This window comes from Rhizobium sp. P2_G9, from assembly GCF_056403475.1.
Map to the genome: position 1 here is coordinate 23,822 of NZ_JBFUFK010000016.1, position 23,549 is coordinate 47,370.

Annotated in this window: 23 protein-coding genes and 1 pseudogene; 16 read left to right on the plus strand and 8 right to left on the minus strand. The window is 61.1% G+C overall.

The annotated features are described in order from the left end of the window. The first annotated feature begins 44 nt into the window (after nt 1-44). The gene (locus tag AC1DYF_RS15600) at nt 45-644 is read left to right on the plus strand and encodes a GNAT family N-acetyltransferase (RefSeq protein ID WP_477877650.1); all 600 of its coding nucleotides are present in this window, start codon (nt 45-47) and stop codon (nt 642-644) included. Nucleotides 645-928: 284 nt separating this feature from the next. On the opposite strand, the gene AC1DYF_RS15605 is transcribed toward AC1DYF_RS15600, so the two are convergent. Then, nucleotides 929-2,860, minus strand: a complete 1,932-nt coding sequence (locus AC1DYF_RS15605) for a DEAD/DEAH box helicase (protein WP_477877651.1) — start codon at nt 2,858-2,860, stop codon at nt 929-931. Nucleotides 2,861-3,309: 449 nt separating this feature from the next. Between AC1DYF_RS15605 and AC1DYF_RS15610 the strand changes: the two genes are divergently transcribed. Further along, entirely contained in the window at nt 3,310-3,828 is a 519-nt protein-coding gene (locus AC1DYF_RS15610; RefSeq protein ID WP_477877652.1) for a hypothetical protein, read from the plus strand. Between the two features lie 143 nt (nt 3,829-3,971). After that, nucleotides 3,972-4,349 carry a VOC family protein gene (locus AC1DYF_RS15615; RefSeq protein ID WP_477877653.1) on the plus strand — a complete coding sequence of 126 codons (378 nt, stop codon included), beginning with the start codon at nt 3,972-3,974 and terminating at the stop codon, nt 4,347-4,349. 36 nt (nt 4,350-4,385) lie between these two features. On the opposite strand, the gene AC1DYF_RS15620 is transcribed toward AC1DYF_RS15615, so the two are convergent. From AC1DYF_RS15620 to AC1DYF_RS15640, 5 genes are all read right to left on the minus strand, one after another. After that, the gene (locus tag AC1DYF_RS15620) at nt 4,386-4,805 is read right to left on the minus strand and encodes a DUF2267 domain-containing protein (RefSeq protein WP_477877654.1); all 420 of its coding nucleotides are present in this window, start codon (nt 4,803-4,805) and stop codon (nt 4,386-4,388) included. 22 nt (nt 4,806-4,827) lie between these two features. Next, nucleotides 4,828-5,817 (minus strand): WD40 repeat domain-containing protein, encoded by a 990-nt coding sequence (locus AC1DYF_RS15625; protein WP_477877655.1) that lies wholly within the window; start codon nt 5,815-5,817, stop codon nt 4,828-4,830. Between the two features lie 291 nt (nt 5,818-6,108). Then, nucleotides 6,109-7,185 carry a CobW family GTP-binding protein gene (locus AC1DYF_RS15630; RefSeq protein WP_477877656.1) on the minus strand — a complete coding sequence of 359 codons (1,077 nt, stop codon included), beginning with the start codon at nt 7,183-7,185 and terminating at the stop codon, nt 6,109-6,111. Between the two features lie 146 nt (nt 7,186-7,331). Beyond that, nucleotides 7,332-8,168: an IclR family transcriptional regulator gene (locus AC1DYF_RS15635; protein ID WP_477877657.1), complete on the minus strand. Its 837-nt coding sequence runs from the start codon at nt 8,166-8,168 to the stop codon at nt 7,332-7,334. Continuing rightward, nucleotides 8,161-8,562 (minus strand): acyl-CoA thioesterase, encoded by a 402-nt coding sequence (locus AC1DYF_RS15640; RefSeq protein WP_477877658.1) that lies wholly within the window; start codon nt 8,560-8,562, stop codon nt 8,161-8,163. Before AC1DYF_RS15640 ends, AC1DYF_RS15635 begins: the two co-directional genes overlap by 8 nt. Nucleotides 8,563-8,655: 93 nt before the next feature. Between AC1DYF_RS15640 and AC1DYF_RS15645 the strand changes: the two are divergent. From AC1DYF_RS15645 to AC1DYF_RS15675, 7 genes and pseudogenes are all read left to right on the plus strand, one after another. Continuing rightward, nucleotides 8,656-9,612: pseudogene (locus tag AC1DYF_RS15645) on the plus strand (FAD-dependent monooxygenase); the annotation flags it as partial. A gap of 147 nt (nt 9,613-9,759) precedes the next feature. Then, nucleotides 9,760-11,415, plus strand: a complete 1,656-nt coding sequence (locus AC1DYF_RS15650; protein ID WP_477877746.1) for a benzoate-CoA ligase family protein — start codon at nt 9,760-9,762, stop codon at nt 11,413-11,415. A gap of 31 nt (nt 11,416-11,446) precedes the next feature. Next, entirely contained in the window at nt 11,447-12,172 is a 726-nt protein-coding gene (locus AC1DYF_RS15655) for an alpha/beta hydrolase (RefSeq protein WP_477877659.1), read from the plus strand. 52 nt (nt 12,173-12,224) lie between these two features. Continuing rightward, nucleotides 12,225-12,920: a fumarylacetoacetate hydrolase family protein gene (locus AC1DYF_RS15660; protein WP_477877660.1), complete on the plus strand. Its 696-nt coding sequence runs from the start codon at nt 12,225-12,227 to the stop codon at nt 12,918-12,920. A 2-nt stretch (nt 12,921-12,922) separates the two neighbouring features. Beyond that, a complete protein-coding gene (maiA, locus tag AC1DYF_RS15665; protein ID WP_477877661.1) occupies nt 12,923-13,570 on the plus strand; it encodes a maleylacetoacetate isomerase in 648 nt (215 codons plus the stop codon). 24 nt (nt 13,571-13,594) lie between these two features. Then, entirely contained in the window at nt 13,595-14,698 is a 1,104-nt protein-coding gene (locus AC1DYF_RS15670) for a cupin domain-containing protein (RefSeq protein WP_477877662.1), read from the plus strand. Then, nucleotides 14,695-15,477, plus strand: a complete 783-nt coding sequence (locus AC1DYF_RS15675; protein WP_477877663.1) for a maleylpyruvate isomerase family mycothiol-dependent enzyme — start codon at nt 14,695-14,697, stop codon at nt 15,475-15,477. Before AC1DYF_RS15670 ends, AC1DYF_RS15675 begins: the two co-directional genes overlap by 4 nt. Nucleotides 15,478-15,497: 20 nt before the next feature. On the opposite strand, the gene AC1DYF_RS15680 is transcribed toward AC1DYF_RS15675, so the two are convergent. Both AC1DYF_RS15680 and trhO read right to left on the minus strand, forming a co-directional pair. Next, nucleotides 15,498-16,679, minus strand: a complete 1,182-nt coding sequence (locus tag AC1DYF_RS15680) for an amino acid aminotransferase (protein WP_477877664.1) — start codon at nt 16,677-16,679, stop codon at nt 15,498-15,500. 17 nt (nt 16,680-16,696) lie between these two features. After that, entirely contained in the window at nt 16,697-17,641 is a 945-nt protein-coding gene (gene trhO, locus AC1DYF_RS15685; protein ID WP_477877665.1) for an oxygen-dependent tRNA uridine(34) hydroxylase TrhO, read from the minus strand. A gap of 108 nt (nt 17,642-17,749) precedes the next feature. Between trhO and AC1DYF_RS15690 the strand changes: the two genes are divergently transcribed. The 6 genes from AC1DYF_RS15690 to AC1DYF_RS15715 all read left to right on the plus strand — a co-directional run bounded on the left by AC1DYF_RS15690 (nt 17,750) and on the right by AC1DYF_RS15715 (nt 23,496). Then, entirely contained in the window at nt 17,750-18,034 is a 285-nt protein-coding gene (locus AC1DYF_RS15690) for a YciI family protein (protein WP_477877666.1), read from the plus strand. A 2-nt stretch (nt 18,035-18,036) separates the two neighbouring features. Then, nucleotides 18,037-18,402 (plus strand): nuclear transport factor 2 family protein, encoded by a 366-nt coding sequence (locus tag AC1DYF_RS15695; RefSeq protein ID WP_477877667.1) that lies wholly within the window; start codon nt 18,037-18,039, stop codon nt 18,400-18,402. After that, a complete protein-coding gene (locus AC1DYF_RS15700) occupies nt 18,399-19,298 on the plus strand; it encodes a heme-dependent oxidative N-demethylase family protein (RefSeq protein ID WP_477877668.1) in 900 nt (299 codons plus the stop codon). The genes AC1DYF_RS15695 and AC1DYF_RS15700 overlap by 4 nt, the downstream gene beginning before the upstream one ends. Nucleotides 19,299-19,411: 113 nt before the next feature. Then, nucleotides 19,412-20,857: a homospermidine synthase gene (locus AC1DYF_RS15705; RefSeq protein WP_477877669.1), complete on the plus strand. Its 1,446-nt coding sequence runs from the start codon at nt 19,412-19,414 to the stop codon at nt 20,855-20,857. 174 nt (nt 20,858-21,031) lie between these two features. Next, nucleotides 21,032-21,424 (plus strand): outer membrane lipoprotein Omp10, encoded by a 393-nt coding sequence (gene omp10 / locus AC1DYF_RS15710; RefSeq protein ID WP_477877670.1) that lies wholly within the window; start codon nt 21,032-21,034, stop codon nt 21,422-21,424. Between the two features lie 131 nt (nt 21,425-21,555). Beyond that, nucleotides 21,556-23,496 carry a 5'-nucleotidase C-terminal domain-containing protein gene (locus tag AC1DYF_RS15715; RefSeq protein ID WP_477877671.1) on the plus strand — a complete coding sequence of 647 codons (1,941 nt, stop codon included), beginning with the start codon at nt 21,556-21,558 and terminating at the stop codon, nt 23,494-23,496. Nucleotides 23,497-23,549: the final 53 nt, after the last annotated feature.

Genomic DNA, 23,549 nt, shown 5'->3' on the forward strand with positions numbered 1-23,549 from the left:
ACTCCACTGACCGCTTACCACGGCATTGAGCACGGGAGGCCAAGATGGCCGCTGTTCTTGATACTGTCCGCGCATTGTTTGCGCACAAAACCGAAACCGCTTTCCGGATCGACGCCGAAAATCCGTCCGACGTCGTCGCGCGCGAGCGCCTGCTCGACAAGATGATGGGTCCCGACCGCAAGAAGAAATCTTCCGAAGCGCTCCGCCGCAACCGCGTGCCGGCCGAAGGCCTGGCGCTGGTCGCCCGCGACCCGTCCGGCCATGTCATCGGCACTGTCCGCCTCTGGGAAATCGAAGCCGGCGTCACCCGCGACGACATCCGCGTGCCGGCGCTGCTGCTCGGCCCGCTGGCCGTCGATTCCGACCATGAGGGCAAAGGCATTGGCGCAGCACTGATGCGTGCGGCCATCCTCGAAGCCAAGAAGCGCGGCCATGGCGCCATCCTGCTGGTCGGCGATGCGCCGTATTACGAGCGCTTCGGTTTCTCGGTCGACAAGACCCGCACGCTGATGATGCCCGGCCCGTTCGCCCGCGACCGCTTCCTGGCGCTCGAGCTCAAAGACCGCTGGCTCGAAGGCGCCGCCGGTGTGCTGGTCCCCTCGGGTCGCCGGCTGGCCGAACCGCCGCTGAAAAACGCCGCCTGACGGCCGGGAAGAACCCGGCCTCTATTCAATCCTGCTGAAACACAACAAGAAACAGCCCCTGATTCCTAGGGGATGCATTTCTTTAAGCTCAAGCTATCCTTGCCAATGCGTGGGGAGGCGGCGACCAGTTGTTTTAGCCGCAGGGCCGGTCTGGCCCCATCGCGTTCCCCCGCATGCCACACGCTTCGCGACGAGGCGGCGTCGACGAAGCCAATGCCCTCTTCCCTTTGACAAGGGAAGAGGGCAAATTGCTTTTAGCAACATGCGGAAAGCAATCGCAGACCTCAGCGCGTGTTGCTCTTGCCCTTTTTGCCCTTGGGCTTGCCCTCGCCGCCGCGGTCATAGGGCGCCTTGGTCGGCTTTGCCCAATCCTTGCCGGGCCGATCGGAATAGCTGCGCTTGCCCTCGAACTCAGCCTTCTTGGCGAAGGGCTTGCGCGGACGCTCGCCCTCGAAATCAGAGGCTGCGCCATCACGCTTAGCCGGCTTATCATCGCTGAACGTCTTGCGTTCGCCTTCGAATTTTTTTGGCGCACGCGGGGCGCGGTTGAAGTCCGGCATGCCTTCGATCGTCCGGATGCGCATGCCCCGCTCCAGCGTCTTGTTCGGCCCGATCTGGTGCAGGAACGCGTCGGCGCTGTCGGCGGCTAGTTCGACGAAGGTTTCGTCCTGCTGCATCTTGATCTGGCCGATATCGGCCTTGGAAATATTGCCGGCGCGGCAGAGCACCGGGATCAGCCAGCGCGGCTCGGCATTCTGCTTGCGGCCGACCGAAAGCGCCACCCAGACACTCGGCCCGAATTCTTCGCGCGAACGGCGCGGTGTCGCCTCACGCGGGCTTGCGTCACGGGAGGCGTTGTCACGGGTCGCCGGACGCTTGGCGGCCGCATATTCGGTGACCGGACCGATATCGATCAGCTCTTCCGGCGCCGAGCGGCTGCCGCGATAGAGCTGCAGGAAGGCTGAGGCAATCTTGTCGGCACCGAATTTCGCGACCAGCGCACCGACCAGATCGCGCTCGTCCTCGTCGATGGGCGTTTCGAACACATCGTCGGCCAGCAGCCGCTCGCGGTCGCGCGCATTGACATCGTCGGCCGAGGGCGGCGAGGCCCATTCGGCGCGGATCGAGCCCGCCTGCAGCAGGCGTTCGCCCTTGCGGCGGATATTGGTCGGGACCACCAGCGCCGAAACACCCTTGCGGCCGGCGCGGCCGGTGCGGCCCGAACGATGCAGCAAGGTTTCCGGATTGGTCGGCAGGTCGGCATGGATGACCAGTTCGAGATTGGGCAGGTCGATGCCGCGCGCCGCCACGTCGGTGGCGATGCAGACCCGTGCACGGCCGTCACGCATCGACTGCAGCGCATGGCTGCGTTCGTTCTGGCTAAGCTCGCCGGACAGCGCCACGACGGTGAAGCCGCGATTGTGCAACCGCGCCGTCAGGTGATTGACCGCCGCACGTGTGTTGCAGAAGACGATGGCATTCTTGGCTTCGTAGTAACGCAGCACATTGACGATGGCGTTGTCGCGATCGCTCGGCGCCGTGACCAGCGCGCGGTATTCGATGTCGATATGCTGCTTGCGCTCGGTGGAAGCAGCGATGCGCACAGCATCGCGCTGGTAGCTCTTGGCGAGCGTCGCAATCGAATTCGGCACGGTGGCCGAGAACATCATCGTCCGCCGATTGCTGGGCGAGGCTTCGAGGATGAATTCCAGGTCCTCGCGGAAGCCGAGATCGAGCATTTCGTCGGCTTCGTCGAGCACCACGCCGCGGATGCCGGCGAGATCCAGCGCACCGCGCGTAATGTGATCACGCAACCGGCCGGGCGTGCCGACGACGATATGGGCGCCGCGCTCCAGCGCCCGGCGCTCGGTGCGCACATCCATGCCGCCGACGCAGGTGGCGATGGAGGCGCCGGTGTCCTCATAAAGCCATTCGAGTTCACGGGCGACCTGCAGCGCCAGTTCACGCGTCGGCGCGATCACCAGGCCATAGGGCACGTGCGTGCGCTCGAAACGCCTCTTGTCGCCAAGCAGCGTCGGCGCCAGCGCCAGGCCGAAGGCCACCGTCTTGCCCGATCCCGTCTGCGCCGAGACCAGTGCATCGGCGCCATCGAGTTCGGGCGCCAGTACGGCCTGCTGCACAGGGGTGAGTTCAAGATAGCCGCGCTTCTCAAGCGCCACAGCGAGCGCCGGCGCAATGCCTGCAAATTGTGTCATTTCATGTCTTTCGGATGTCGCGCATCCGAGACCTCAACGGGTCGGATGCAAGCGCGGCGGACCGCGTCGATATTAAGCTTGCGCCTACATAGAGTGCATTGCACAAAATGTCGAGTGCGCTCGTGACATAGCTTGAATGCGGTTAACGCGTGCGCCGCCGATGAAGCATACTGGCATTCATGCGTGGGTGTCTTCGGCAGGTTACATTAAATGTCGGTCGCGGTCGACCGTCTTGCCGTGCCACCTCGGCGGCACTAAGCTCTTCGAAAAACGGGGCATAGCCGACGTGGTGCGGAAATCGGGTACGAAATTCCCGACACTTCTCGGTCGAATAACCTGCCTGTTGATTGGCTTTGGCGCCTTCGCCACCGTGATCGCCGACCTGCTCGACGGGTACTATGTCTGTGACGGCTGGATGCGCCAAAGTGAGATAGTGTGGAGGCGAGAGAGTGATTTCAGAAGAGATAATAAACATAATTGCAGCCAGTGCACGTTTCGAGATCAAGAAGGAGATAGCTCGGAAGGCAATAAGGGAGCTACTTCCTGAATCCCTGATCCCCTATTTCGAAGAAGAATTGGCATACTCAATTGCGGAACATAACCGTAAAAATCTCGCATTCTGTCTGATAGTTGCAGACATGTTCGGTATGCCAAAGGATTTTCCGGCGACGCTGTGTCCGATATTGAAGGAGGATTGGCACCGCTCACATGAATATATCGTTGCGGTAATAGAAGAGGAGCGTTACGAGCCAGCTATCGACTTTCTTTATGATACAGCAATCCGGGACTATCCGTACCCGATCAAAGATGAATTCTCTTCTCTGGGCAAGAAGTGTGCGTGGGCATTGGCTGGATTTGGAACTGCGTATGCTCTTGAAAAGCTGCAGTTGCTGACACATGCTGACGATCCGAATGTCGCCGAAAGAGCTCGTCAGCTCATTTCAGGTGAAATATCGTCCATGGACTGAGTCCAATTTCTGATACCCCGATCTAACTTTCGAATAACAATATTGGCTGGATGCACACGTTGTAGCGCTACCCGTCGAACGGCGTTCTTATTTCTCTGCTAAACCGCCTCCCGCTGCATTTTCGCAGATCAAGGGAGATGACGATGAGCCACGGAACATTCGGCTGGAACGAATTGATGACGAGCGATGTCGAGGCGTCCAAGGCCTTTTATGCCAAGGTTGCCGGCTGGACCTATCAGGATATGCCATTCGGCGGCATGACCTATACGCTGGCTTTCGTCGAGGGCAATCCGGTGCCGGTTGCGGGCATGATGCCCTGCGCCGCCGACCAGCCGGGCGCCAATGACTGGTTCGCCTACATCAATGTCGATGACATCGACGCAGCCATCGAAGCAGTGACCGGCGCCGGTGGCATGGTCATGCGCGAGCCCTTCGAGATCGAAAGCACCGGCTGGATCGCCATTGTCATGGATTCGGCCCACACGGCCGTCGGCCTGCTCGAACCCAAGCCGATGGCTTGAAGGATCGGGGCGGCCGCCGCCGGCCGCCCTACCCTCTCAATCGAGCCAGTAGCGCTGCGCCGCCGGCGGCAGCGTGTCGAGCGTCCGGCGGAAATCGCCCATGGCGACATTGCGCCGAAGCGCCTGCGCGACATCGCGGATCGAGCTCGCCGAGGCAAGATTGTGGTCTTTCCGGACGGCCTGCACCTCGGCGATAAGCTGCGCTTCGGACGGGAACGGCGGCGAGTTGGCCTGCGGATACCAATCCTCGACGAACAGCGCCCGGACCACCGGCGGCAAGGCATCGGCGAAGCGCAACGCCTGCTCGACAGTCAAATGCTGACGAAATGTATGCAGCACGCCGCGCAACACGGCAAGGGCCTGATGATGGGTAGCCAGCATAGAGATCTCCAGCAGATCATCCATGAACCGGTCGAAATCCCGCGAGGCATTCTCATAGTCTTGTGGGAGGGTCATGATGCACCTCCCAGAGCGTGCCCTAAACCGAAATATCCACGACGCCACAATCGCCGGCTTCCGAGGCGAATGCAAGCAGCTTGCCGTTCTCCGACCACCCCATAGACGAGATCGCGCCCTTGCCCGGCCGGCGCAGCAGCGCCTCCTTCTGGTCGCCGATGCGCACGCCGAGGATCATGCCGTCGATGAAACCGATCGCCAGCACTTCTTCATGCGGATGGAAGGCGACGGCGGTGGCGAGGATGTTGGCACGCGTGCCGAGTTCCAGCGGCGCCTTGCCCATCGGTCCGTCCTTGGCGGCGAAGGGCCAGACGATCGCCGCCGGCGCGCCGGAAGAAGCCAGCCACTTGCCCTTGGGCGACCAGGAGAACGACTTGGGCTTGGCCGGATAGCCGCTCATGCGCATCTGGCGCGTCTCTTCACCGGGTTTGCCGTCGATCTTCCAGCCGTGCAGGGCATTTTCCTGCATCGTGGTGACAAGGAAGCGGCCATCAGGCGAAAACGTCACCTGATTGTGGGCGCCCTTCCATTCGAGGTTGACCGGGGCGCCATTGGTGCCCGCCCATTGCAGGGTGACGCCATTGTAGCGGGCGATGGCGACCCGCAGCCCCTTCGGCGCAAAGGCGAGGCCCTCGATCGAGCGTTGCTCGGAAAATTCGCGTGTCTTGCCACCCGACATCACGACAGTCGCCGTCTTGCCATAGGCATAGGCCACCGCGCTTGATGGCCCAGCGGCCAAGGCCGTGATCCATTTGCGCGGCACTTCGGCAAGGAGCTTGACGCTGCCGTCTGCGGAGATGCGATTGACCTTACCGTCCTCGCCGCCGGTGACCAGCGAATTGGTCAGTGGATCGACGACGACGGTCAGCAGACCCTCATGTGCCGCAACCGTCTTCTGGCCCATGTCCAGCCGGTGGATCTCGCCGGAGGAGGCGATGAAGAACGGCACATTGCCGAGAAAGAAGGCACCCAGCACATGGCCTTCGAGGTCAAGCGGTGCGACAGTCGGCATCAGATAATCAACCTTGGTGCGGGCCGAGAATTCCGCCTGACCATGGTTCCGGCCATCGGCATCGGCACTGGATTTTCATTTTCGTCGAGATGGCAGCCATAGACGAACCATGTGCTCCAATTAGCGTGAAGCCACGCGGTTTCAAGCGATAATTTGCCTTCGCCCTGACTTTAGGCGCCTCGGGGCCGATGGGGAGGCCGAATGACATCTCCCCGCCAAAGACTATGATCGGGGAGATCGGTAGGCGCCGTCCATTGCCGCAGGAAATGCCCTTGGCGGACCAGGTTTCTGTCAAGCCGCCTCGCAGGCTCTGAAACTGTCCTCGATCTTCTTGCGGTCGAGATCACGGCCGATGAAGACGAGCTTGCTTTCGCGCTTCTCGCTATCCTTCCACGGGCGCTGGTGATTGCCCTCGATGATCATGTGGACACCCTGGACGACATAGCGCTCATCGTCCTGGTCAAAGGCAATGATGCCCTTGAGCCGCAGGATGTTCGGCCCTTGCGTCTGCGTGATGCGCTCGATCCAGGGGAAGAATTTCTTCGGGTTCATCGCGCCGCCGCGCAGCGAGATCGACTGCACCGTCACATCATGGATCGCCGACGGGCCATGGTCATGATGATGGTCATGGTCATGATGGTCGTGACCATGGTGATCATGGTCGTGATGATCGCAATCGGGACCGCAGACATGGTCTTCATGGCCGTGTTCGAGGAATTGCGGGTCGTTTTCCAGCGCCCGGTCGAGATCGAAAGCGCCGACATCGAGGATCTTGCCAAGGTCCACATTGGAACGCTCGGTGTGATAGATGCGAGCCGAGGGGTTGATCACGCGCACGATATCCTCGATGCGCTTGACTTCCTCGGGGCTGACCAGGTCGGTCTTGTTGAGCAGCACGACGTCGGCAAACGCAAGCTGGTCCTCAGCCTCGCGCGAATCCTTGAGCCGCAACGGCAGGTGCTTGGCGTCGACCAGCGCCACGACGGCGTCGAGCTGGGTCTTGGCGCGCACATCGTCATCCATGAAGAAGGTCTGGGCGACCGGCACCGGATCGGCAAGGCCGGTCGTCTCGACGATGATGGCATCGAAACGGCCCGGCCGGCGCATCAGGCCTTCGACGACGCGGATCAGGTCGCCACGCACCGTGCAGCAGATGCAGCCATTGTTCATCTCGTAGATTTCTTCGTCCGACTCGACGATCAGGTCATTGTCGATGCCGATCTCGCCGAACTCGTTGACGATAACAGCATATTTCTTGCCGTGATTGTCGGACAGGATGCGATTGAGCAGCGTCGTCTTGCCGGCGCCGAGATAGCCGGTGAGAACGGTGACGGGAATGGGCTTGGTCTGGGTGGCAGCTTCGGTCATAAGAGCCTCGAAAAAAATGACGGGCGCGGCTGGGAACCGTGTCAGGGCCTATATAGGAGAGGATGGGCCGGAGCGCAAATAGGGCGGCGAACGCGGAGACAACGGTCGTGCCTCTGCCATCCTCGATGTCTGAAAGAGCCAACCTCTCAGAACCGCCCTCTTCGTGACTTCCCGCCTTTCTCCTCCTTTCCATCCGTCGTCGCGAAAGACAGCTTTGCGCAAAAGGCTTTGAGTTGTTTGACGGCGTCGGAATTTGGCTGAGCAACGGCCGGATCGGTGCCAATCAGGGTAACGATCGCCTGTGCCTCAGCCTGCCAATCGAGTATCGGAGCGGCGATGGCAACAAGTCCCGGGATGAAGCGACCTTCGACGGACGCATAACCTTGTGCTCGAATGGTCTCGGCCAACGCGCCCACGTCCTTGGCTGTTTGCCTGCTCTGCGGCCCGGTTTTCGAACTGCCGCGGGCCTGTCGAAGCTCCGCGTCGAGCACGGCCCGCAGCGGTTCGGCCGGCGCCCAGGCGAGAAACGCCCGGCCAGTGGCGGAATTGAGAAGCGGCAGGATCGTACCCAATCCCATCGAGGTCACGGTCGGCGAGGCCGCCCGCTCCCAGCGGACCACTGTCGCGCCTTGATTGCCCCAGACGGAAAGAAGTGCAGTCAGACCTGTGTCGCTCCGCAGATCCGGCAGCATATCGGAAACGCGGTTCACGAAGTCGAGCCGCCCCAGCGCGGAAAGGCCAAGCATGACCGCACCTGGACCGAGGTCATACTTGCCGGAACGACCAGCTTGCACCACCAGACCAGCATGCTGAAAGGAAGCGAGATATCGATGCACCTTGCTTGGCGGCATCCGGCAATCGCGCGCAAGCTCGGATAAAGAAACCGGTCCGCTCAGGCCGGTCATGAACTGCAGCAGCTTCAGCGCCGCATCCAGCGACTGGATGCCGCCAGCCGGCACCTCCGTCTTTTCGTCGTCACTCATGGCCATTCACCAACTCGCGCAAGGCTTCGATATCCGCAGCAACGATCGCCGCGCCATCGCGCTTGAATAGACCCCTCACCTCCGTGCCGGCAACGGCAATCTGACCATTAACGCACACCTCGTAAGCGATGTGCATCGTCTTCCGTCCCCATTTCTCGATTGCGATGGTGATTGCCAGAATATCGCCATCACGCATCGGGCGGCGGAACTGGGCCGAGGCCTCCATCAATCCGAGACCCTGCGCGGAAAGCTTTCGACAGACCTCCTCATGGCCGCCATACCGCCTCAGCCAATCATGAAACGTGCGGTCGAACCATGCATAGACATGGGGATAGAAAACGATTCCCGCGGGATCGCAATCTCCGAAACTCACCGGATATTCAAGTAGATGCATTTTTCCAATTTTCCTCCGTATGAAATTCGTTGCATAATACGGAAAAATATCTATCCTTCAATGCAACATATGTCGAGGGCTCTGGAGGATGCCATGTCGAAACTGACGACCGTCGAGATACTGGGTGGAGGCCCGGCCGGGCTTTACACCGCCATTCTCCTGCGACGTTTCATGCCGCATGTCCGGCTGCGCGTGACCGAACAGAATCGCAAGGGCGCCACCTTCGGCTTCGGCGTCGTCTTCTCGGATCAGGCGCTGGACTTTCTGAAAGCGGACGATCCGGAAACGCACGACCTCGTGACGTCGGGCATGGAGCGCTGGCGGGACATGGTGCTCAATTTGCCCGGCGGGCCAGTGGTTTTGGACGGCGTCGGATTTTCGGCGATCGGACGGCTGGAATTGATCGAACTCTTACGCCAGCGCGCCGAGGCGCTTGGCGTTGAGATCCGTTTCTCGCAGCCGGTCGCGTCGCTCGATGACCTTGAAGCCGATCTCATCATCGGCGCGGACGGGCTGAATTCGCTGGTGCGCAGATCCGATGAAGCCGGCTTCGCGCCGAGCCTCGAATATTTCAGCAATCACTTTGCCTGGTTTGGAACGGATCGGCCATTCGAGACACTGACGCAGACCTTCGTGAAAACGGCCAAAGGCGCATTCAATGCCCATCATTACCGGTTTCAGGCCGCCCGCAGCACCTTCATCGTCGAATGCGACGATGCGACGTTCAACGCCTGCGGCTTCGCCAAAATGGATGAAGACGAGAGCGCACGCGTCTGTGAGACTGTTTTTGCCGACATCCTCGATGGTGCACCGCTCATCACCAACAAGTCGATGTGGCGCCAGTTTCCACGACTCTGGTGCAGGAACTGGTTTGCCGGACGGCGCGTGATTCTCGGCGACGCCGCACATACCGCCCATTTCTCGATCGGTTCCGGCACCCGGCTTGCGATGGAGGATGCAATCGCTCTGGTGCGTGCACTTTCGACCCATGCGGATGTCGATGCTGCGCTCGCCGCCTATCAGGCAGAACGCCAGCCGGTGGCCAGGAAAATCGTCGACGCCGCCAATACGTCGGCCCAATGGTATGAGGGTTTCGCGAACAAGATGGCGCTGCCGCCGGTCGATTTCGCCTTCGACTACATCACCCGTTCCGGCCGTATCGACACGGACCGGCTGCGCCAGATGGCGCCCGCCTTCATGGCCCGTTACGAAGCGGCAAAGAGCGGGGATACAGCATCCGTCACCGATCCGGTCGGCGATGGCACGCCGGGTGCAACCGAGATCGGTTTCGATAAAGCCGCGCATCCCAACTGCTCCAGCATTCTTTGGGATAACTTGACCCGAAATCCCGACAAGCCGGCGCTGATCGGACCTGCCGGCACGACGACCTATGCCGAACTCATCGCCGAGGCTGCCCGTTGGGGCAACGCCTTCATCGCATCCGGCTTGCGGCGCGGCGATCGCATTCCATTTTTCCTCGACGACACGCCGGTCTATCCGGCCGCCTTTTTCGGCGCGGTCCGCGCCGGATATGTGCCTGTGCTTCTCAACACCCAGACCACGCCGGATGTGCTGAACTTCTTCCTGCAGGACACCGGAGCGAAGATCGCGCTGTGCGAAGCCTCGCTTGCCGGCCGCTTCTCGGATGAGACCCTGCGAGGCACTGCTTTGGAGCGTGTCGTGATCGTCAATGGCGCAGCCCAGGGGGATGGACGCCTGTTGGCAGCCGATTTCCTTGCCGGCCAATCCGATGTGCTCGGATGCGCCGATACCGGTGCGGACGACATGGCCTTCTGGATGTATTCGTCGGGTTCGACCGGACGTCCGAAGGGCATCGTACATCTGCATCACGACATGGCCTATACGCAGGCATCCTTCGGCCAGAATGTCCTGAAGCTGAAGGACGACGATATCTGCTTTTCCGTTCCAAAGATCTTCTTTGCTTATGGTTTCGGAAACGCGCTCACATTCCCTTTTTCCGTGGGCGCGACTACGCTTCTTATGCCCGGACAGMCCAAGCCCGATGCTGTGCTCGACCTGATCGAACGGTTCAGGCCGACCGTTCTCTTCGGCCTTCCGACGCTCTACACGGCGCTGGCCCGGGCGGATGGTTTCAAGTCCCGCGACCTGAGCTCGCTCAGGCAATCGATGTCCGCCGCGGAGATCTTGTCCAAGGATATTTACGACACCTGGAAGGCACTGACCGGCCACGGCCCCACGGAAGGCCTCGGTTCGACCGAAATGCTGCATATCTATCTTTCCAACAGTCTCAATGATCATCGGATCGGTTCGGCCGGCGCCCGCGTGCCCGGCTATGAGATCCGTCTGGAGACGCAGGAAGGCAAAATTCCCGGCCCGGGCGAAGAAGGCGTGATGTTCGTGCGTGGCCATTCCTCGGCACCGTCCTACTGGAACCGTCCCGACAAAACGCGCGAAACCATGCGCGGTGACTGGCTCTATACCGGCGACCGGTTCATCGAGAGGGACGGCTATTATTACTTCCAGGGTCGCGCTGACGAACTGATCAAGGTCTCCGGCCAATGGGTGTGGCCGCTCGAAGTGGAACGTTGCCTCAACGAACATCCGGATGTCCATGAATGCGCAGTCCTCGCACATCAGCTCGAAGATCGCCGCATGACGCTGCGGGCCGTGGTCCGCCTGCGCAGCGGCAAGACGGCCGACGACGCGCAGACGGAGGCTTTGCGCGCCTATGTGAAGTCCCGGCTGCAGCCTTATAAGTATCCGCGCATCGTCGAATATGTCGCGGATTTGCCGAAGACCGGAACGGGCAAGATCGACCGCCAGGCGGTCGCGGCCATGCCGCTGGTCTCGAAGGAAGCAATCCCTGCATAGAGTCAAATCGACCATAGAGGAGGAGAGATTTATGGCGACTTACGTTCTTGTTCACGGTGCCTGCCACGACGGCAATCACTTCGAGGCCTGCGCGGCTCCGATCCGCGCGGCCGGACACGAGGTTCATTGTCCCACGCTGAAAGGCAATCGCCCCGGCGACGACCGGAAGGCAGTGACGCTCGACGACGCGATCAACTCGCTGGTAGAGTATTTCGACGAACATGGGATCGATGATGCGATCCTCGTCGGCCACAGCTGGGGCGGCATGGCGATCACCGGGGCAGCGGACCGGCTTGGCCCAGGCCGGGTGCGGCGTCTGGTCTATTTCAGCGCGTTCGTGCCCAATAACGGCGAAAGCCTGATCGACATGTGTCCGCCGCATTACCAGGCGCTTTTCCCGCAGCTTGCGGGAGAAACCGGAGAGGTCCTGTTCCCCTATCCCATTCTCCGGGAAGCCTTCATCAATGACGGCACCGACGAACAGGCCAGATCGCTGTTCGACAGTCTCAATCCGCAGCCGTTCAACACGATGAATGACCGGATCAGCCTTTCGAAGAACCCGGCCGAATTCGCCATCGGCAAATCATTCCTGCATTGCACCGAGGATACATCCTTGCCGCAATCGCTGCCGTTTCATCCGCGCCTGTCCGAAAAGCTCGGCCTCTACCGGCTGGTAAGCATGCCGGGCAGCCATTCGACCCATCTCACGGCGCCGGAACTGCTGGGCCTGAAGATAATCGAGGCTGGCCGAGACTGAAGCGGGCAGGGAATATTTCGTTTCCCGCCATACAACCAAACTGGAGACTTTCATGGGTTACGTTTTTCCTCCCGCGCCGGTTCCGAGCGTGGCAGTCGCCGACAGCATCGACCGCCTGCCGGTGAGACGGATTTTTTGTGTCGGGAGGAATTATGCGGCCCATGCTCGAGAAATGGGCAAGGACCCTGACCGGGAGCCGCCTTTTTTCTTCTCCAAGCCCGCGGATGCGGTGGTCGACTCCGATGTCACCATTGCCTATCCGCCGCAAACCGAGAACTTCCACTATGAAGCGGAACTGGTGGTGGCGATTGGCAAGGCCGGCAGCAACATCGCCGAAGCAGATGCGCTCGATCACGTCTGGGGCTACGCCGTCGGTAATGATCTCACGCGCCGCGACCTTCAACTCGCGGCGCGTGACCTGGGACGTCCCTGGGATTTCGGCAAGGCATTCGATCGATCCGCCGTGATCGGTCCTGTCTCGCCTGTCTCCAAAACAGGGCATTTGAGCAAAGGGGCGATCCGCCTGAGGGTGAACGGCGAAACCAAGCAGGATGCGAACCTTTCCGAACTGATCTGGTCGGTGCCGGAGATCATTTCCTATCTGTCCCATTCCATCGCGCTTGCGCCCGGCGACCTGATCATGACCGGGACGCCGGCTGGTGTCGGGCCGCTAATGCCGGACGATGTATGCGTCGTCAGCATCGATGGACTGGGGAAAATCCGGACGGATGTCGGGCCAAGGATGTAACCATGGGCTTCAGACTGCACAATTTCTTTCGCTCTTCCACCTCGACGCGGCTGCGCGCAGCCCTGAACATCAAGGGGCTCGACTATGAATATGTCCCTTACGTGCTTCGCCGGGGTGACACGCTGAGGCCGGATTATCTGGCGATGAATCCGGCAGGGCTGGTGCCGACGCTGGAACGCCCCGACGGCACGCACTTGGCGCAGTCGCTCGCGATCATCGAATGGCTGGAGGAAACCCATCCGGAGCCTGCGCTGCTGCCCTCCGATCCGGATGGCCGGGCACGCGTCCGGGCGCTCGCGCTGACGATTGCTTGCGAGATTCATCCGCTCAACAATCTTCGCGTTCTCGGCTATCTCGCAGACCAATTCGGAGCCGACGAAGCCGCACAAAAGGCGTGGTTCTGCCACTGGGTCGAGACCAGTTTCGATACGTTCGAGACTTTGCTTTCCTGCGACCGGCGGACTGGCCGTTTCTGCCATGGCGACACGCCGGGCCTCGCCGACCTGTGCCTCTATGCCCAGGTCTGGAACAACCGCCGCTTCGACATTGCGACAGCCAAATGGCCGACGATTGCCGGCATCTTTGAGCGGCTCGACGCAATTCCCGCCTTCAGCCGGGCGGCGCCGCCCAATCAGCCCGACGCGGCCTGACAAAACACCATCTGGAGAAATGCCATGCTCGACAAGACGGAAGGTGTTCCCGCCAATCAAATGACGCCCGACGACACGCCGGAATTGCGCGCCCTCTACCGTGGCTTTGAAGAACAGCATCTGATGCCGCTCTGGATTCAGCTTGGCGACTTGATGCCGCGCCATCCCAAGCCCCGGGCGGTGCCGCATGTGTGGAAATGGGCGGAGCTCCTGCCACTCGCGCAGCGGTCCGGCGATCTGGTGCCCGTCGGACGTGGCGGCGAGCGGCGCGCGATCGGCCTGGCCAATCCCGGCCTCGGCGGTCACGCTTATGTCAGCCCCACCCTCTGGGCTGCGATCCAATATCTCGGTCCACGGGAAACGGCGCCCGAACACCGTCACGCGCAGAACGCATTCCGCTTCGTCGTCGAAGGCGAAGGCGTCTGGACCGTCGTCAACGGTGACCCGGTGCGGATGAGCCGGGGCGATCTGCTGCTGACGCCGGGTTGGCATTTCCATGGACATCACAACGACAGCGACCGGCCGATGGCCTGGATCGATGGGCTGGATATCCCGTTTGCACAACACAACGATGTCGGCTTTTTCGAATTCGGATCGGACAGGGTGACCGACTATGCGACACCGCGCTTTTCGCGCAGCGAGCGGCTCTGGTGTCATCCTGGCCTGCGTCCATTGTCCAGCCCGCGTGACACCGTCAACTCACCCATCGGTGCCTATCGCTGGGAGCATACCGATCGCGCCCTGATGGAGCAGCTCCTGCTTGAGGAAGAGGGCCAGCCGGCGACGGTGGAGCAGGGCCACGCCGCAATCCGTTATGTCAATCCGACCACGGGCGGCGATGTCATGCCCACCATCCGCTGCGAATTTCATCGTTTGCGAGCAGGAACGGAAACGCCGGCACGCCGTGAAGTCGGTTCGACCGTCTTTCAGGTCTTCGAAGGACGCGGTGCGGCCGTCATCGATGGTGTCACCCATCAGCTCGACATCGGCGATCTCTTCGTCATTCCCTCGTGGATACCCTGGTCACTGCAGGCGGAAACGCAATTCGATCTCTTCCGTTTCTCCGATGCGCCGATCATGGAACGGCTCAACTTCATGCGCACCCATGTCGAGGCGGCCGAACCGTGACCCAATCGATCGACACCGCGCGAATGGCGCTCCGGCAAAGGCAGGGAAGTGGCGCGCGTTACGATGCGGACAATGCTCCGGCCCGTGAACTGGATTGGGCACGACGCGGAACGGCCTATTTTGCCCGCCTGCTCAATGATCTGCCGGCAACGGCGCTTGACGAAGCCAGCGCCGTTGCCGGCTTTACGCGGCGCCGGCTGATCGCCTATATCGGCTATCACGCCCGATTGACGAGCGAGATGATCGCTTGGGCGAGGACGGGCGAAGACGGCGCCTTTCCGCGCGCCGCCCGAGTGAACGAGGCGGACCTCGAATTCGGCGTCACCCAGCCGTCGCGAGCGCTGCGCTATCTCTTCGACCATTCGCAGGCTCATCTCAATGTCGAATGGCGCGATCTTGACGCCACCGGCTGGAACGGCTCGATCGCCGATGCCGGCGGCCGGATGATCTCTCTCAGGAGCACCCCCGTCATGCGCGCCGCGGCGCTCTGGCTGCATGCCGTGGATCTCGATAGCGGCGGGCGCTTTGCCGACATGCCGGACGACCTGCTGGATCGGCTCATCGTCCAGCATGCCGCCCAACGGCTTGGCACACATGCGGTGGCGCTTTCCGCGACAGATCGGACCGGGCCGCTTCTTTCAACCCGTCAGGCCAAACTCAGAGTGACGGGGCGGGCCGCTGACATCGCCCGCTGGCTCAGCGGCCGCGGAGTACGCAATCTCGAATGCGTGGGTGGCGCATTACCTACAGTCGGCCCACCGGCCTTGATCGGTTTTTGAGCCAAAGCGCCAAGCGGCAATTAAAGAACCGCCACGATCGCTTTCGCCAGCTCTTCCAGTCGGTCTTCCTTGAGGCCCGCGACATTGATGCGGCTGTCACCGACCATATAAATCGCGAATTCGTCGCGCAGGCGGTTGACCTGAGCTTCATTCAGGCCGAGGCGGGAAAACATGCCGCGATGTTCGGCGACGAAATCGAAACGGTCCGAATTGGTCTGCCGGCGCATCACCTCGGCAAACGCCTTGCGCAGCTTGAGCATGCGGAGCCGCATGCCTTCAAGTTCCGCCTTCCAATCTGCGGTCAGCGCTTCGTCTTCGAGGATGATACGGATTGCTGCCGCGGAATGATCCGGCGGCATGGAATAGAGGATGCGGGTCAGCGCTGTCGCCTGGCCGCCGGCAATCTTCACCGTCTCGGCATCTCGTCCCATCAGCAGCACCGCGCCGACGCGGTCGCGATAGACGGCGAAATTCTTCGAGCAGGAGGTCGCGACAGCCATTTCCGGCACCTTGCCGGCGAGCAGCCGGACGGACGCAGCATCTTCGTCCAGCCCGTCGCCAAAACCCTGATAGGCGAGATCGACGAAGGGAAACAGCTGATGCTCGACCAGCAGGTCGGCCAGCTTGCCCCATTGATCGAGGGTCAGGTTGGCGCCGGTCGGGTTGTGGCAGCAGGCATGCAACAGCACGACATCGCCCGGCTTGGCGGCCTTCAGCGCCGCCAGCATTTCCTCGAATTTCACCGTCCCGGAGGTGGCATCGAAATAGGGGTAAGTGGCCGTCTTGAGATGCGCGGCAGCCATGATCTGCGGATGGTTGACCCAGGTCGGGTCGGAGAGCCAGACTGTCGCATCCGGCCGCGCCTTCTTCAGCAGGTCCGCGACTGTCCGGAGCGCGCCCGAGCCGCCCGCTGTCTGGCAGCCGAACATACGGCTTAGATCGGCATCCGCGCCGAAGACCAGCTTCAGCATCGCCCGGTTAAAACCTTCGTCGCCGGCCATGCCGACATAGGTCTTGCTCTTCTGGCTGTCATAGAGACGCTTTTCCGCCTCGCGCACCGCCCGCATGATAACGGTCTCGCCGGCCTCATCCTTGTAGACGCCGACACCCAGATCCATTTTCTGCGGCCTTTGGTCGGCGCGAAACAGGGTGGAAAGATAAAGAATTTTGTCGGGCGGGGCGGCGGTCAGCGTTTCGAACATCGATTTTCCTTGTGAATTCACACACCAAACAGTTTTTGCCCACGCTCGCGCGCCAGGCGAGCCTGTTTCTCCCGCTCGCGAAACCGATTGCGGTCGTCCTCGCTCCGCACCTCGTAGCATTGCGGGCAAGAAACGCCGGCTTCGTAGAGCGGAGAAGCCAGGGCTTCGGAAGTTAGCGGGTTGCGGCAGGCGCGGCAGAGCTTGTGGTCGCCCTGTTTCAAATCCTGGACGACGGAGACGCGCTCGTCGAAGACGAAGCAGGCGCCTTCCCAGAGGCTTTCCTCTGCCGGCACTTCTTCCAGATATTTCAGGATGCCGCCCTTGAGGTGATAGACCTCATCAAAACCCTGCTCTTTCATGAAGGCGGTGGCCTTCTCGCAGCGTATGCCGCCGGTGCAATACATGGCGACCTTCGGCTTGTCGTGCAGGCTATCGTTCTGCCGCACCCAATCGGGGAAATCGCGAAACGTCTTGATATCAGGATCGACCGCACCCTTGAACACACCAAGCGCCGTCTCGTAATCATTGCGGGTGTCGATGACGATCGTATTCGGATCGGTGATCAAGGCATTCCAGTCGCGCGGGCTGACATAGGTGCCGACCACGCGCGTCGGATCGATGTCCTCGACGCCCATGGTGACGATCTCTTTTTTCAGCTTCACCTTCATCCGAATGAATGGCGCCTTGCTGGCGCGACTTTCCTTGTGCTCCAGCCCAGCAAATGCCGGCTGCGCGCGCAAAAACCCCAGCACGGTCTTCACACCGTCATCCGGACCCGCAATCGTGCCGTTGATCCCCTCATGCGCAAGCAGCAGCGTGCCGCGCACATCGTTGGCTTCGCAAAGCGCCTGCAAAGGCTCCTGCATCTCGCGAAACTGCGGAAACGAGACGAAATGATAGAGCGCCGCCACCAGGAAGGGGCTCGCCTCCATGTTTTCAGGGGAATGTATCTGGTCGTTCATGGCCGGGAAATACCGGGTTTGGCGGCAAAGCGCAATCGGCTTGGCAAAAGCTTGCAATTGAGTTTCTGGATGCTAGTTTTGCAACTGTATAATTTGCCGGGGTCCGCCATGCTCATTCTCTCGCTGAACTATATCGTGCCGTTGGAAAAGGTCGACGCGGTCGTCGAACCGCATATGGCCTGGGTGAAGAAGGGCTATGACGACGGCCATTTCATCGCCTCCGGCCGCAAGGTGCCGCGCACCGGCGGCCTGATCCTGTCGCGCGGCGACCGCGCCGAGATCGAAGCCTATTGCGCTGCCGATCCCTTCGTCCTGGCCGGCGTGGCGGAATACGAGATCACGGAAGTGGCCTTCACCACCACGCTGCCCGGCGCAGACATCCTCAAGGCTTGACCATGGACGCGCTCGCCTGCGAGATCGAAGCTCTGGAGCGGCGACTTCTGGACCTTGGCGTCCGCGCATCGCCGGAGCAGGCGAGTGAATTGCTCGCCGATGGTTTTCGCGAATTCGGTAAATCAGGCCATGCGTGGCGCCGCGACGAAATTATCGCAGCGATGGCGGCAGAACGGCACCCGATCAACTATCGTTTTGACGACTTCGGCGTCCAACGCCTGGGCGAAGACGCGGCCCTTGCTCTCTATACACTCTCCGTCATCTCTCCTGATGGCAGCGAGACAAAAGCGCTTCGCAGTTCGGTCTGGCAGCGCGGCGAAGACAGTCGCTGGCGCCTGCTCTTCCATCAGGGTACGAAGTGCGAATGACCAATCTCAAATACAAGCCTTACGCTTCCGGTACCAATCCCTTCACCATTGGGCTTTCAGCGCTCGACCCAAACCGTTGGATCGAGCCGGATGCCGACCTCGATAGCGTCCTGCGGGAAAAAGACCGGCTGCTCAGAGATCATTTCGACGCGGTTTTCCAGACGGTCGAAGGCTCAGAACCCGCCCAGAGCGAATGCCTTCATCTGCTCGCGGCACACCTGCTGGACCAGCACGCCGATACCTATCAGAGGGACGGCTCGACCATCCGCTTCGCCGGCCGCACAGTCGATCTCGATACCGAGCAGCCACCGCTTCTGACCGCTGGCGCACTGGTTGAAGACGACCTCGTCGTCCTCGAAAAGCGCGACACCGGCTGGCATGTCACCGCCGGCTATGTCGCCTTCCCCTCTTCCTGGTCGCTCAAGGAGAAGATCGGCCTACCGATGGAAGGCGTCCACCATCATGTGCCCGGCTTTGCCGGCGGCACCCGCAACGCCACCATGGTCAACCGCATCTTCGACAATCTGCAGCCCGACCTCCCGGCCGTCCGGTTGAACTGGTCGATCTACCCCGAAGGCGACCTCTTCTGGCCGCCCGAGCGCGGCGCCCGGCAGGAGAGCCGGCTCTTCACGCCGGCGACCAATTTCATCCGCGTCGAGCGCCAGACGCTCCGCCGCCTGCCGAAAACCGGCGGCATCGTCTTCACCATCCGCATCTATACCGATCCGATCGGCCTGCTCACCACGCTGCGGGATGGCCGTGAGATCGCGGCGAAACTCGCCGAGCGGCTGGCAGACTTCTCGCCGGAACAGCTCGCCTACAAGGGCATGCTCACCAAGAAAGAAGCACTTCTGGACTATCTGCGCGCCTTAGAACTGCGCTCATCGCAGGGCTGATCGTCATAAAACCGTCATATATAGTGGGCGAACCCCCTTTATTGTGACAAGGGATTGTGGTTAGAGAAATTCTCCAACTGTACAACAACCAATCACAGGAGTGCCTCCCTAAAATGAATGAACAAAATTACCCCGTTTACGGCGACATCAGTGGCCCGATCGTGATGATCGGCTTTGGCTCGATCGGACGTGGTACTTTGCCTCTCCTCGAACGCCATTTTCGGTTCGACAAGAGCCGCATGGTGATCATCGATCCGAAGGACACCGATCCCAAGCTCATAAAGAAGCATGGCATCAAATTCATTCAGGAAGCAGTCACCAAGGACAATTACAAGGACCTGCTGAAGCCGCTGCTCACCGAGGGCGAAGGCCAGGGCTTCTGCATCAACCTGTCGGTCGACACCGGCTCGCTCGATATCATGAAGCTCTGCCGCAAGCTCGGCGTCCTCTATATCGACACAGTCGTCGAGCCCTGGCTCGGCTTCTATTTCGACAAGGAAAAAGACAACGCCGCGCGCACCAATTATACGCTGCGCGAAACCGTGCAGGCCGAGAGGGTGAAGAATCCGGGCGGCACGACGGCGGTCTCCTGCTGCGGTGCCAATCCGGGCATGGTGTCCTGGTTCATCAAGCAGGCGGTGATCAATCTCGCCAATGACACCGGCCTCAAATACGACGAGCCGGCGACCGGCGACCGCGAGGGCTGGGCCAAGCTGATGAAGAAGCTCGGCGTCAAGGGCGTCCATATCGCCGAGCGCGACACGCAGCGCACCAAGCAGCCGAAGCCGTTCAACACGTTCTGGAACACCTGGTCGGTCGATGGCTTCATTTCCGAGGGCCTGCAGCCGGCCGAACTCGGCTGGGGCACGAACGAGAAGTGGATGCCGAAGAACGGCCGCAAGTTCAAGAAGGGCAGCAAGGCCGCCATCTTCCTTGAACAGCCCGGCGCCAATACGCGCGTCCGCACCTGGTGCCCGACACCCGGCCCGCAATACGGCTTTCTCGTCACCCATAACGAGGCGATCTCGACCGCCGACTATTACACCGTCCGCGACAAGGATGGCGACGTGACCTACCGGCCGACCTGCCATTACGCCTATCATCCTTCCAACGACGCGGTTCTGTCGCTGCACGAAATGTTCGGCAATGGCGGCAACGAACAGCCGGTCAAGCACGTGCTGGACGAGAAGGAACTGGTCGACGGCAAGGACGAACTCGGCGTGCTGCTCTACGGCCACGAGAAGAACGCCTACTGGTATGGCTCGCGGCTGTCGCTCGAAGAGGCCCGCAAGCTCGCACCCTACCAGAATGCCACCGGCATGCAGGTGACCTCCGCCGTGCTCGCCGGCATGGTCTGGGCGCTTGAAAACCCCAATGCCGGCATCGTCGAGACCGAGGAAATGGACTACAAGCGCTGCCTCGAAGTGCAGATGCCCTATCTCGGCCCGGTCGAAGGCCATTATACCGACTGGACGCCGCTTGACGGCCGCCAAGCGCTGTTCGATGAGGACATCGACGAGTCCGATCCCTGGCAGTTCAAGAATATTCTGGTTCGCTGAACCGTCTAACAGGCACCCCCGCGCGCATGGAACGCTCGGGGGTGCTGTTGCATTCTTCCCGCACAGGCGGATTGATCACTGCCAACGCCTTGCGTTCATTTCAGAATGACGGCAAAATCAATTCCGACACGCCGCCGGCACACTGCGCCACGCCGGCCCCATGGGGAGATCGATATGAGGAAATTTGCCGTTCCGGCCTTGATAGCCGCTGCGACACTGGCATCGTGCACCACAGACAGCGGCGACCGCCCGGCGCCCAACACCCCGGCCGCGCCGACGACGATCGAAGGCAACTGGACCGATCCAAACGGGCTTGTCTCGACCTTCCAGGCCGGCAATTTCAACACGCGCACCACCGATACCAACCAGTTGCTCGCATCCGGCACCTATGTGAAGCTGCCCGGCGACAATCTCTACGCGATCAACATGGTCTCGCATGTCCAGAACAAGCAGTCCAAGGTCAATTGTGCGATGATCTCGCCGCAGCAGCTCAATTGTACGGCTGATTCCGGCGCCCAGTTCTCGCTGGTGCGCAAGGGCGCAGCGACGCCGGTGGCGGCACAATAATCACCGCCGGCCGATTCTCTTGAACCTGATTCCGGACTTCTTTGGAGGTCCGGTCGCTTGCGAAAGCATAGATGTCATACGCCCTGGATAATTCAGCGGTAGAGGCATGTTGCAATAGGAAGGAGAACACCATGTTACGCACGATCCGTCTCGTATGCGTCAGTGCCTCGGCGCTTGCCTTCTCGGCCGGCGCCGCACTGGCCGACTACGAACTGCATATCCTGCACATCAACGATTTCCATTCCCGCGTCGAATCGATCAACAAATATGACTCGACCTGCTCGGCCGCGGATGAGGCGAAGAATGCCTGCTTCGGCGGCGCTGCCCGCCTGAAGACCGCCATTGACCAGGCCCGCGCCGGCCTTGCCGGCAAGAATGTGCTGACGCTCGACGGCGGCGACAGTTTCCAGGGGTCGTTGTTCTACACAACCTATAAGGGCGCCGTCGAAGCCGAGATGATGAATGCCATGAAGTTCGACGCCATGACCGTCGGCAATCATGAATTCGACAATAGCGAAGACGCGCTCCTGACCTTCCTGCAAAAGGTCCAGTTCCCGGTCGTGACCGCCAATGTCGAGGCTTCCGCCAAGTCCAAGATCGCCGGCAAGATCAAGCCCTATCTCATCCTGACCGTCGGCGGCCAGAAGATCGGCATTGTCGGCGCCGTGACCAACGACACGCCGGAAATCTCTTCGCCGGGTCCGAACATCACCATCACCAACGATGTCGATGCGATCACCAAGGCGGTGCAGGAGGTGAAATCTCAGGGCGTCGACAAGATCATTGCGCTCACCCATGTCGGCTACCAGCGCGATCTCGACGCGATCGCCAAGATCCCGGATGTCGATGTCGTGGTCGGCGGCCATTCGCACACGCTGCTATCCAACACCGACAAGAGTGCGGCCGGCCCCTACCCGACCTGGGCTGACAATCCTGGCGGCTATAAGGTGCCGGTGGTCCAGGCCGCCTCCTATAGCAAATATCTCGGCGATATAACCGTGATCTTCGATGACAAGGGCGTGGTCAAATCCGCAAAGGGTGACCCGATCCTGGTCGATTCCTCGTTCAAGCCCGATCCGGTGCTCGCCGCCCGGATCAAGGAACTCGGCGCGCCGATCGAGGCGGTCAAGAAGAAGATCATCGGCTCGTCAACGACCGCGATCGACGGCTCGCACGACACCTGCCGCTCCAAGGAATGCCAGATGGGCGACCTCGTGGCCGACGCCATGCTCGACAGCACCAAGGCGCAAGGCGTCCAGATTGCCATCGCCAATGGCGGCGGCCTGCGTGCCTCGATCGACGGCGGCGACATTTCGATGGGCGCGGTGCTGACCGTGCTGCCGTTCCAGAACACCATCGCCACCTTCAAGCTCAAGGGCGAGGACGTCAAGGCCGCGCTCGAAAACGGCCTGAGCCAAGTTGCCGACGGTGCCGGCCGCTTTCCGCAGGTCGCCGGGCTGAAATATAGCTTCGACGCCAGCAAGCCGGTCGGCCAGCGTATCACGTCGGTCGACGTGGCCGAGAACGGTAGTTTCACACCGCTCGATCCGAACAAGACCTATAGCATCGTCTCCAACAACTACATGCGCAGCGGCGGCGACGGCTACAAGATATTCAAGGACAAGGGCATCGATGCCTATGACTACGGCCCGAACCTCGAAGACGTGGTCGCCGCCTTTATCGGCAAGCACTCGCCTTACAAGCCTTATACCGATGGCCGCGTGACCGTCGTCGCGGCTGCCGCTGAGGCAAAGCCTGCTGCTACGACGACAACGACGGAAGCCAAGCCCGCCGCCACGACCACCGAGACCAAACCGGCGGCGACGACCACCACCACAACCGAAACCAAGCCGGCGACGACCACGACAACGGAGGCCAAGCCGGCCGATACCGGGGCCTCCGAGACCGCCGGCAAGGAAACCAAGCACACCATCGCGAAGGGCGACACCTATTGGGATCTAGCCAAGACCTATTACGGCGAAGGTGCTCAGTGGAGAAAGATTCGTGAAGCCAACCGCATGCGGCCGCATGCGCTGACGATCGGCGCGGACCTGACGATCCCCGCCAAGTAAACGACATCTGTGGTACTTCTTTCCAGCGGCCCGGTCTTTTCCGGGCCGCTGTT

What these genes read in the sequence shown, in the direction of transcription:
- AC1DYF_RS15600 (WP_477877650.1), top strand. Translation starts at nt 45, where the DNA reads ATGGCCGCTGTTCTTGATACTGTCCGCGCATTGTTTGCGCACAAAACC.
- AC1DYF_RS15605 (WP_477877651.1), bottom strand. Translation starts at nt 2,860, where the DNA reads ATGACACAATTTGCAGGCATTGCGCCGGCGCTCGCTGTGGCGCTTGAG.
- AC1DYF_RS15615 (WP_477877653.1), top strand. Translation starts at nt 3,972, where the DNA reads ATGAGCCACGGAACATTCGGCTGGAACGAATTGATGACGAGCGATGTC.
- AC1DYF_RS15620 (WP_477877654.1), bottom strand. Translation starts at nt 4,805, where the DNA reads ATGACCCTCCCACAAGACTATGAGAATGCCTCGCGGGATTTCGACCGG.
- AC1DYF_RS15625 (WP_477877655.1), bottom strand. Translation starts at nt 5,817, where the DNA reads ATGCCGACTGTCGCACCGCTTGACCTCGAAGGCCATGTGCTGGGTGCC.
- AC1DYF_RS15630 (WP_477877656.1), bottom strand. Translation starts at nt 7,185, where the DNA reads ATGACCGAAGCTGCCACCCAGACCAAGCCCATTCCCGTCACCGTTCTC.
- AC1DYF_RS15635 (WP_477877657.1), bottom strand. Translation starts at nt 8,168, where the DNA reads ATGAGTGACGACGAAAAGACGGAGGTGCCGGCTGGCGGCATCCAGTCG.
- AC1DYF_RS15640 (WP_477877658.1), bottom strand. Translation starts at nt 8,562, where the DNA reads ATGCATCTACTTGAATATCCGGTGAGTTTCGGAGATTGCGATCCCGCG.
- AC1DYF_RS15655 (WP_477877659.1), top strand. Translation starts at nt 11,447, where the DNA reads ATGGCGACTTACGTTCTTGTTCACGGTGCCTGCCACGACGGCAATCAC.
- AC1DYF_RS15660 (WP_477877660.1), top strand. Translation starts at nt 12,225, where the DNA reads ATGGGTTACGTTTTTCCTCCCGCGCCGGTTCCGAGCGTGGCAGTCGCC.
- maiA (WP_477877661.1), top strand. Translation starts at nt 12,923, where the DNA reads ATGGGCTTCAGACTGCACAATTTCTTTCGCTCTTCCACCTCGACGCGG.
- AC1DYF_RS15670 (WP_477877662.1), top strand. Translation starts at nt 13,595, where the DNA reads ATGCTCGACAAGACGGAAGGTGTTCCCGCCAATCAAATGACGCCCGAC.
- AC1DYF_RS15680 (WP_477877664.1), bottom strand. Translation starts at nt 16,679, where the DNA reads ATGTTCGAAACGCTGACCGCCGCCCCGCCCGACAAAATTCTTTATCTT.
- trhO (WP_477877665.1), bottom strand. Translation starts at nt 17,641, where the DNA reads ATGAACGACCAGATACATTCCCCTGAAAACATGGAGGCGAGCCCCTTC.
- AC1DYF_RS15690 (WP_477877666.1), top strand. Translation starts at nt 17,750, where the DNA reads ATGCTCATTCTCTCGCTGAACTATATCGTGCCGTTGGAAAAGGTCGAC.
- AC1DYF_RS15695 (WP_477877667.1), top strand. Translation starts at nt 18,037, where the DNA reads ATGGACGCGCTCGCCTGCGAGATCGAAGCTCTGGAGCGGCGACTTCTG.
- AC1DYF_RS15700 (WP_477877668.1), top strand. Translation starts at nt 18,399, where the DNA reads ATGACCAATCTCAAATACAAGCCTTACGCTTCCGGTACCAATCCCTTC.
- AC1DYF_RS15705 (WP_477877669.1), top strand. Translation starts at nt 19,412, where the DNA reads ATGAATGAACAAAATTACCCCGTTTACGGCGACATCAGTGGCCCGATC.
- omp10 (WP_477877670.1), top strand. Translation starts at nt 21,032, where the DNA reads ATGAGGAAATTTGCCGTTCCGGCCTTGATAGCCGCTGCGACACTGGCA.
- AC1DYF_RS15715 (WP_477877671.1), top strand. Translation starts at nt 21,556, where the DNA reads ATGTTACGCACGATCCGTCTCGTATGCGTCAGTGCCTCGGCGCTTGCC.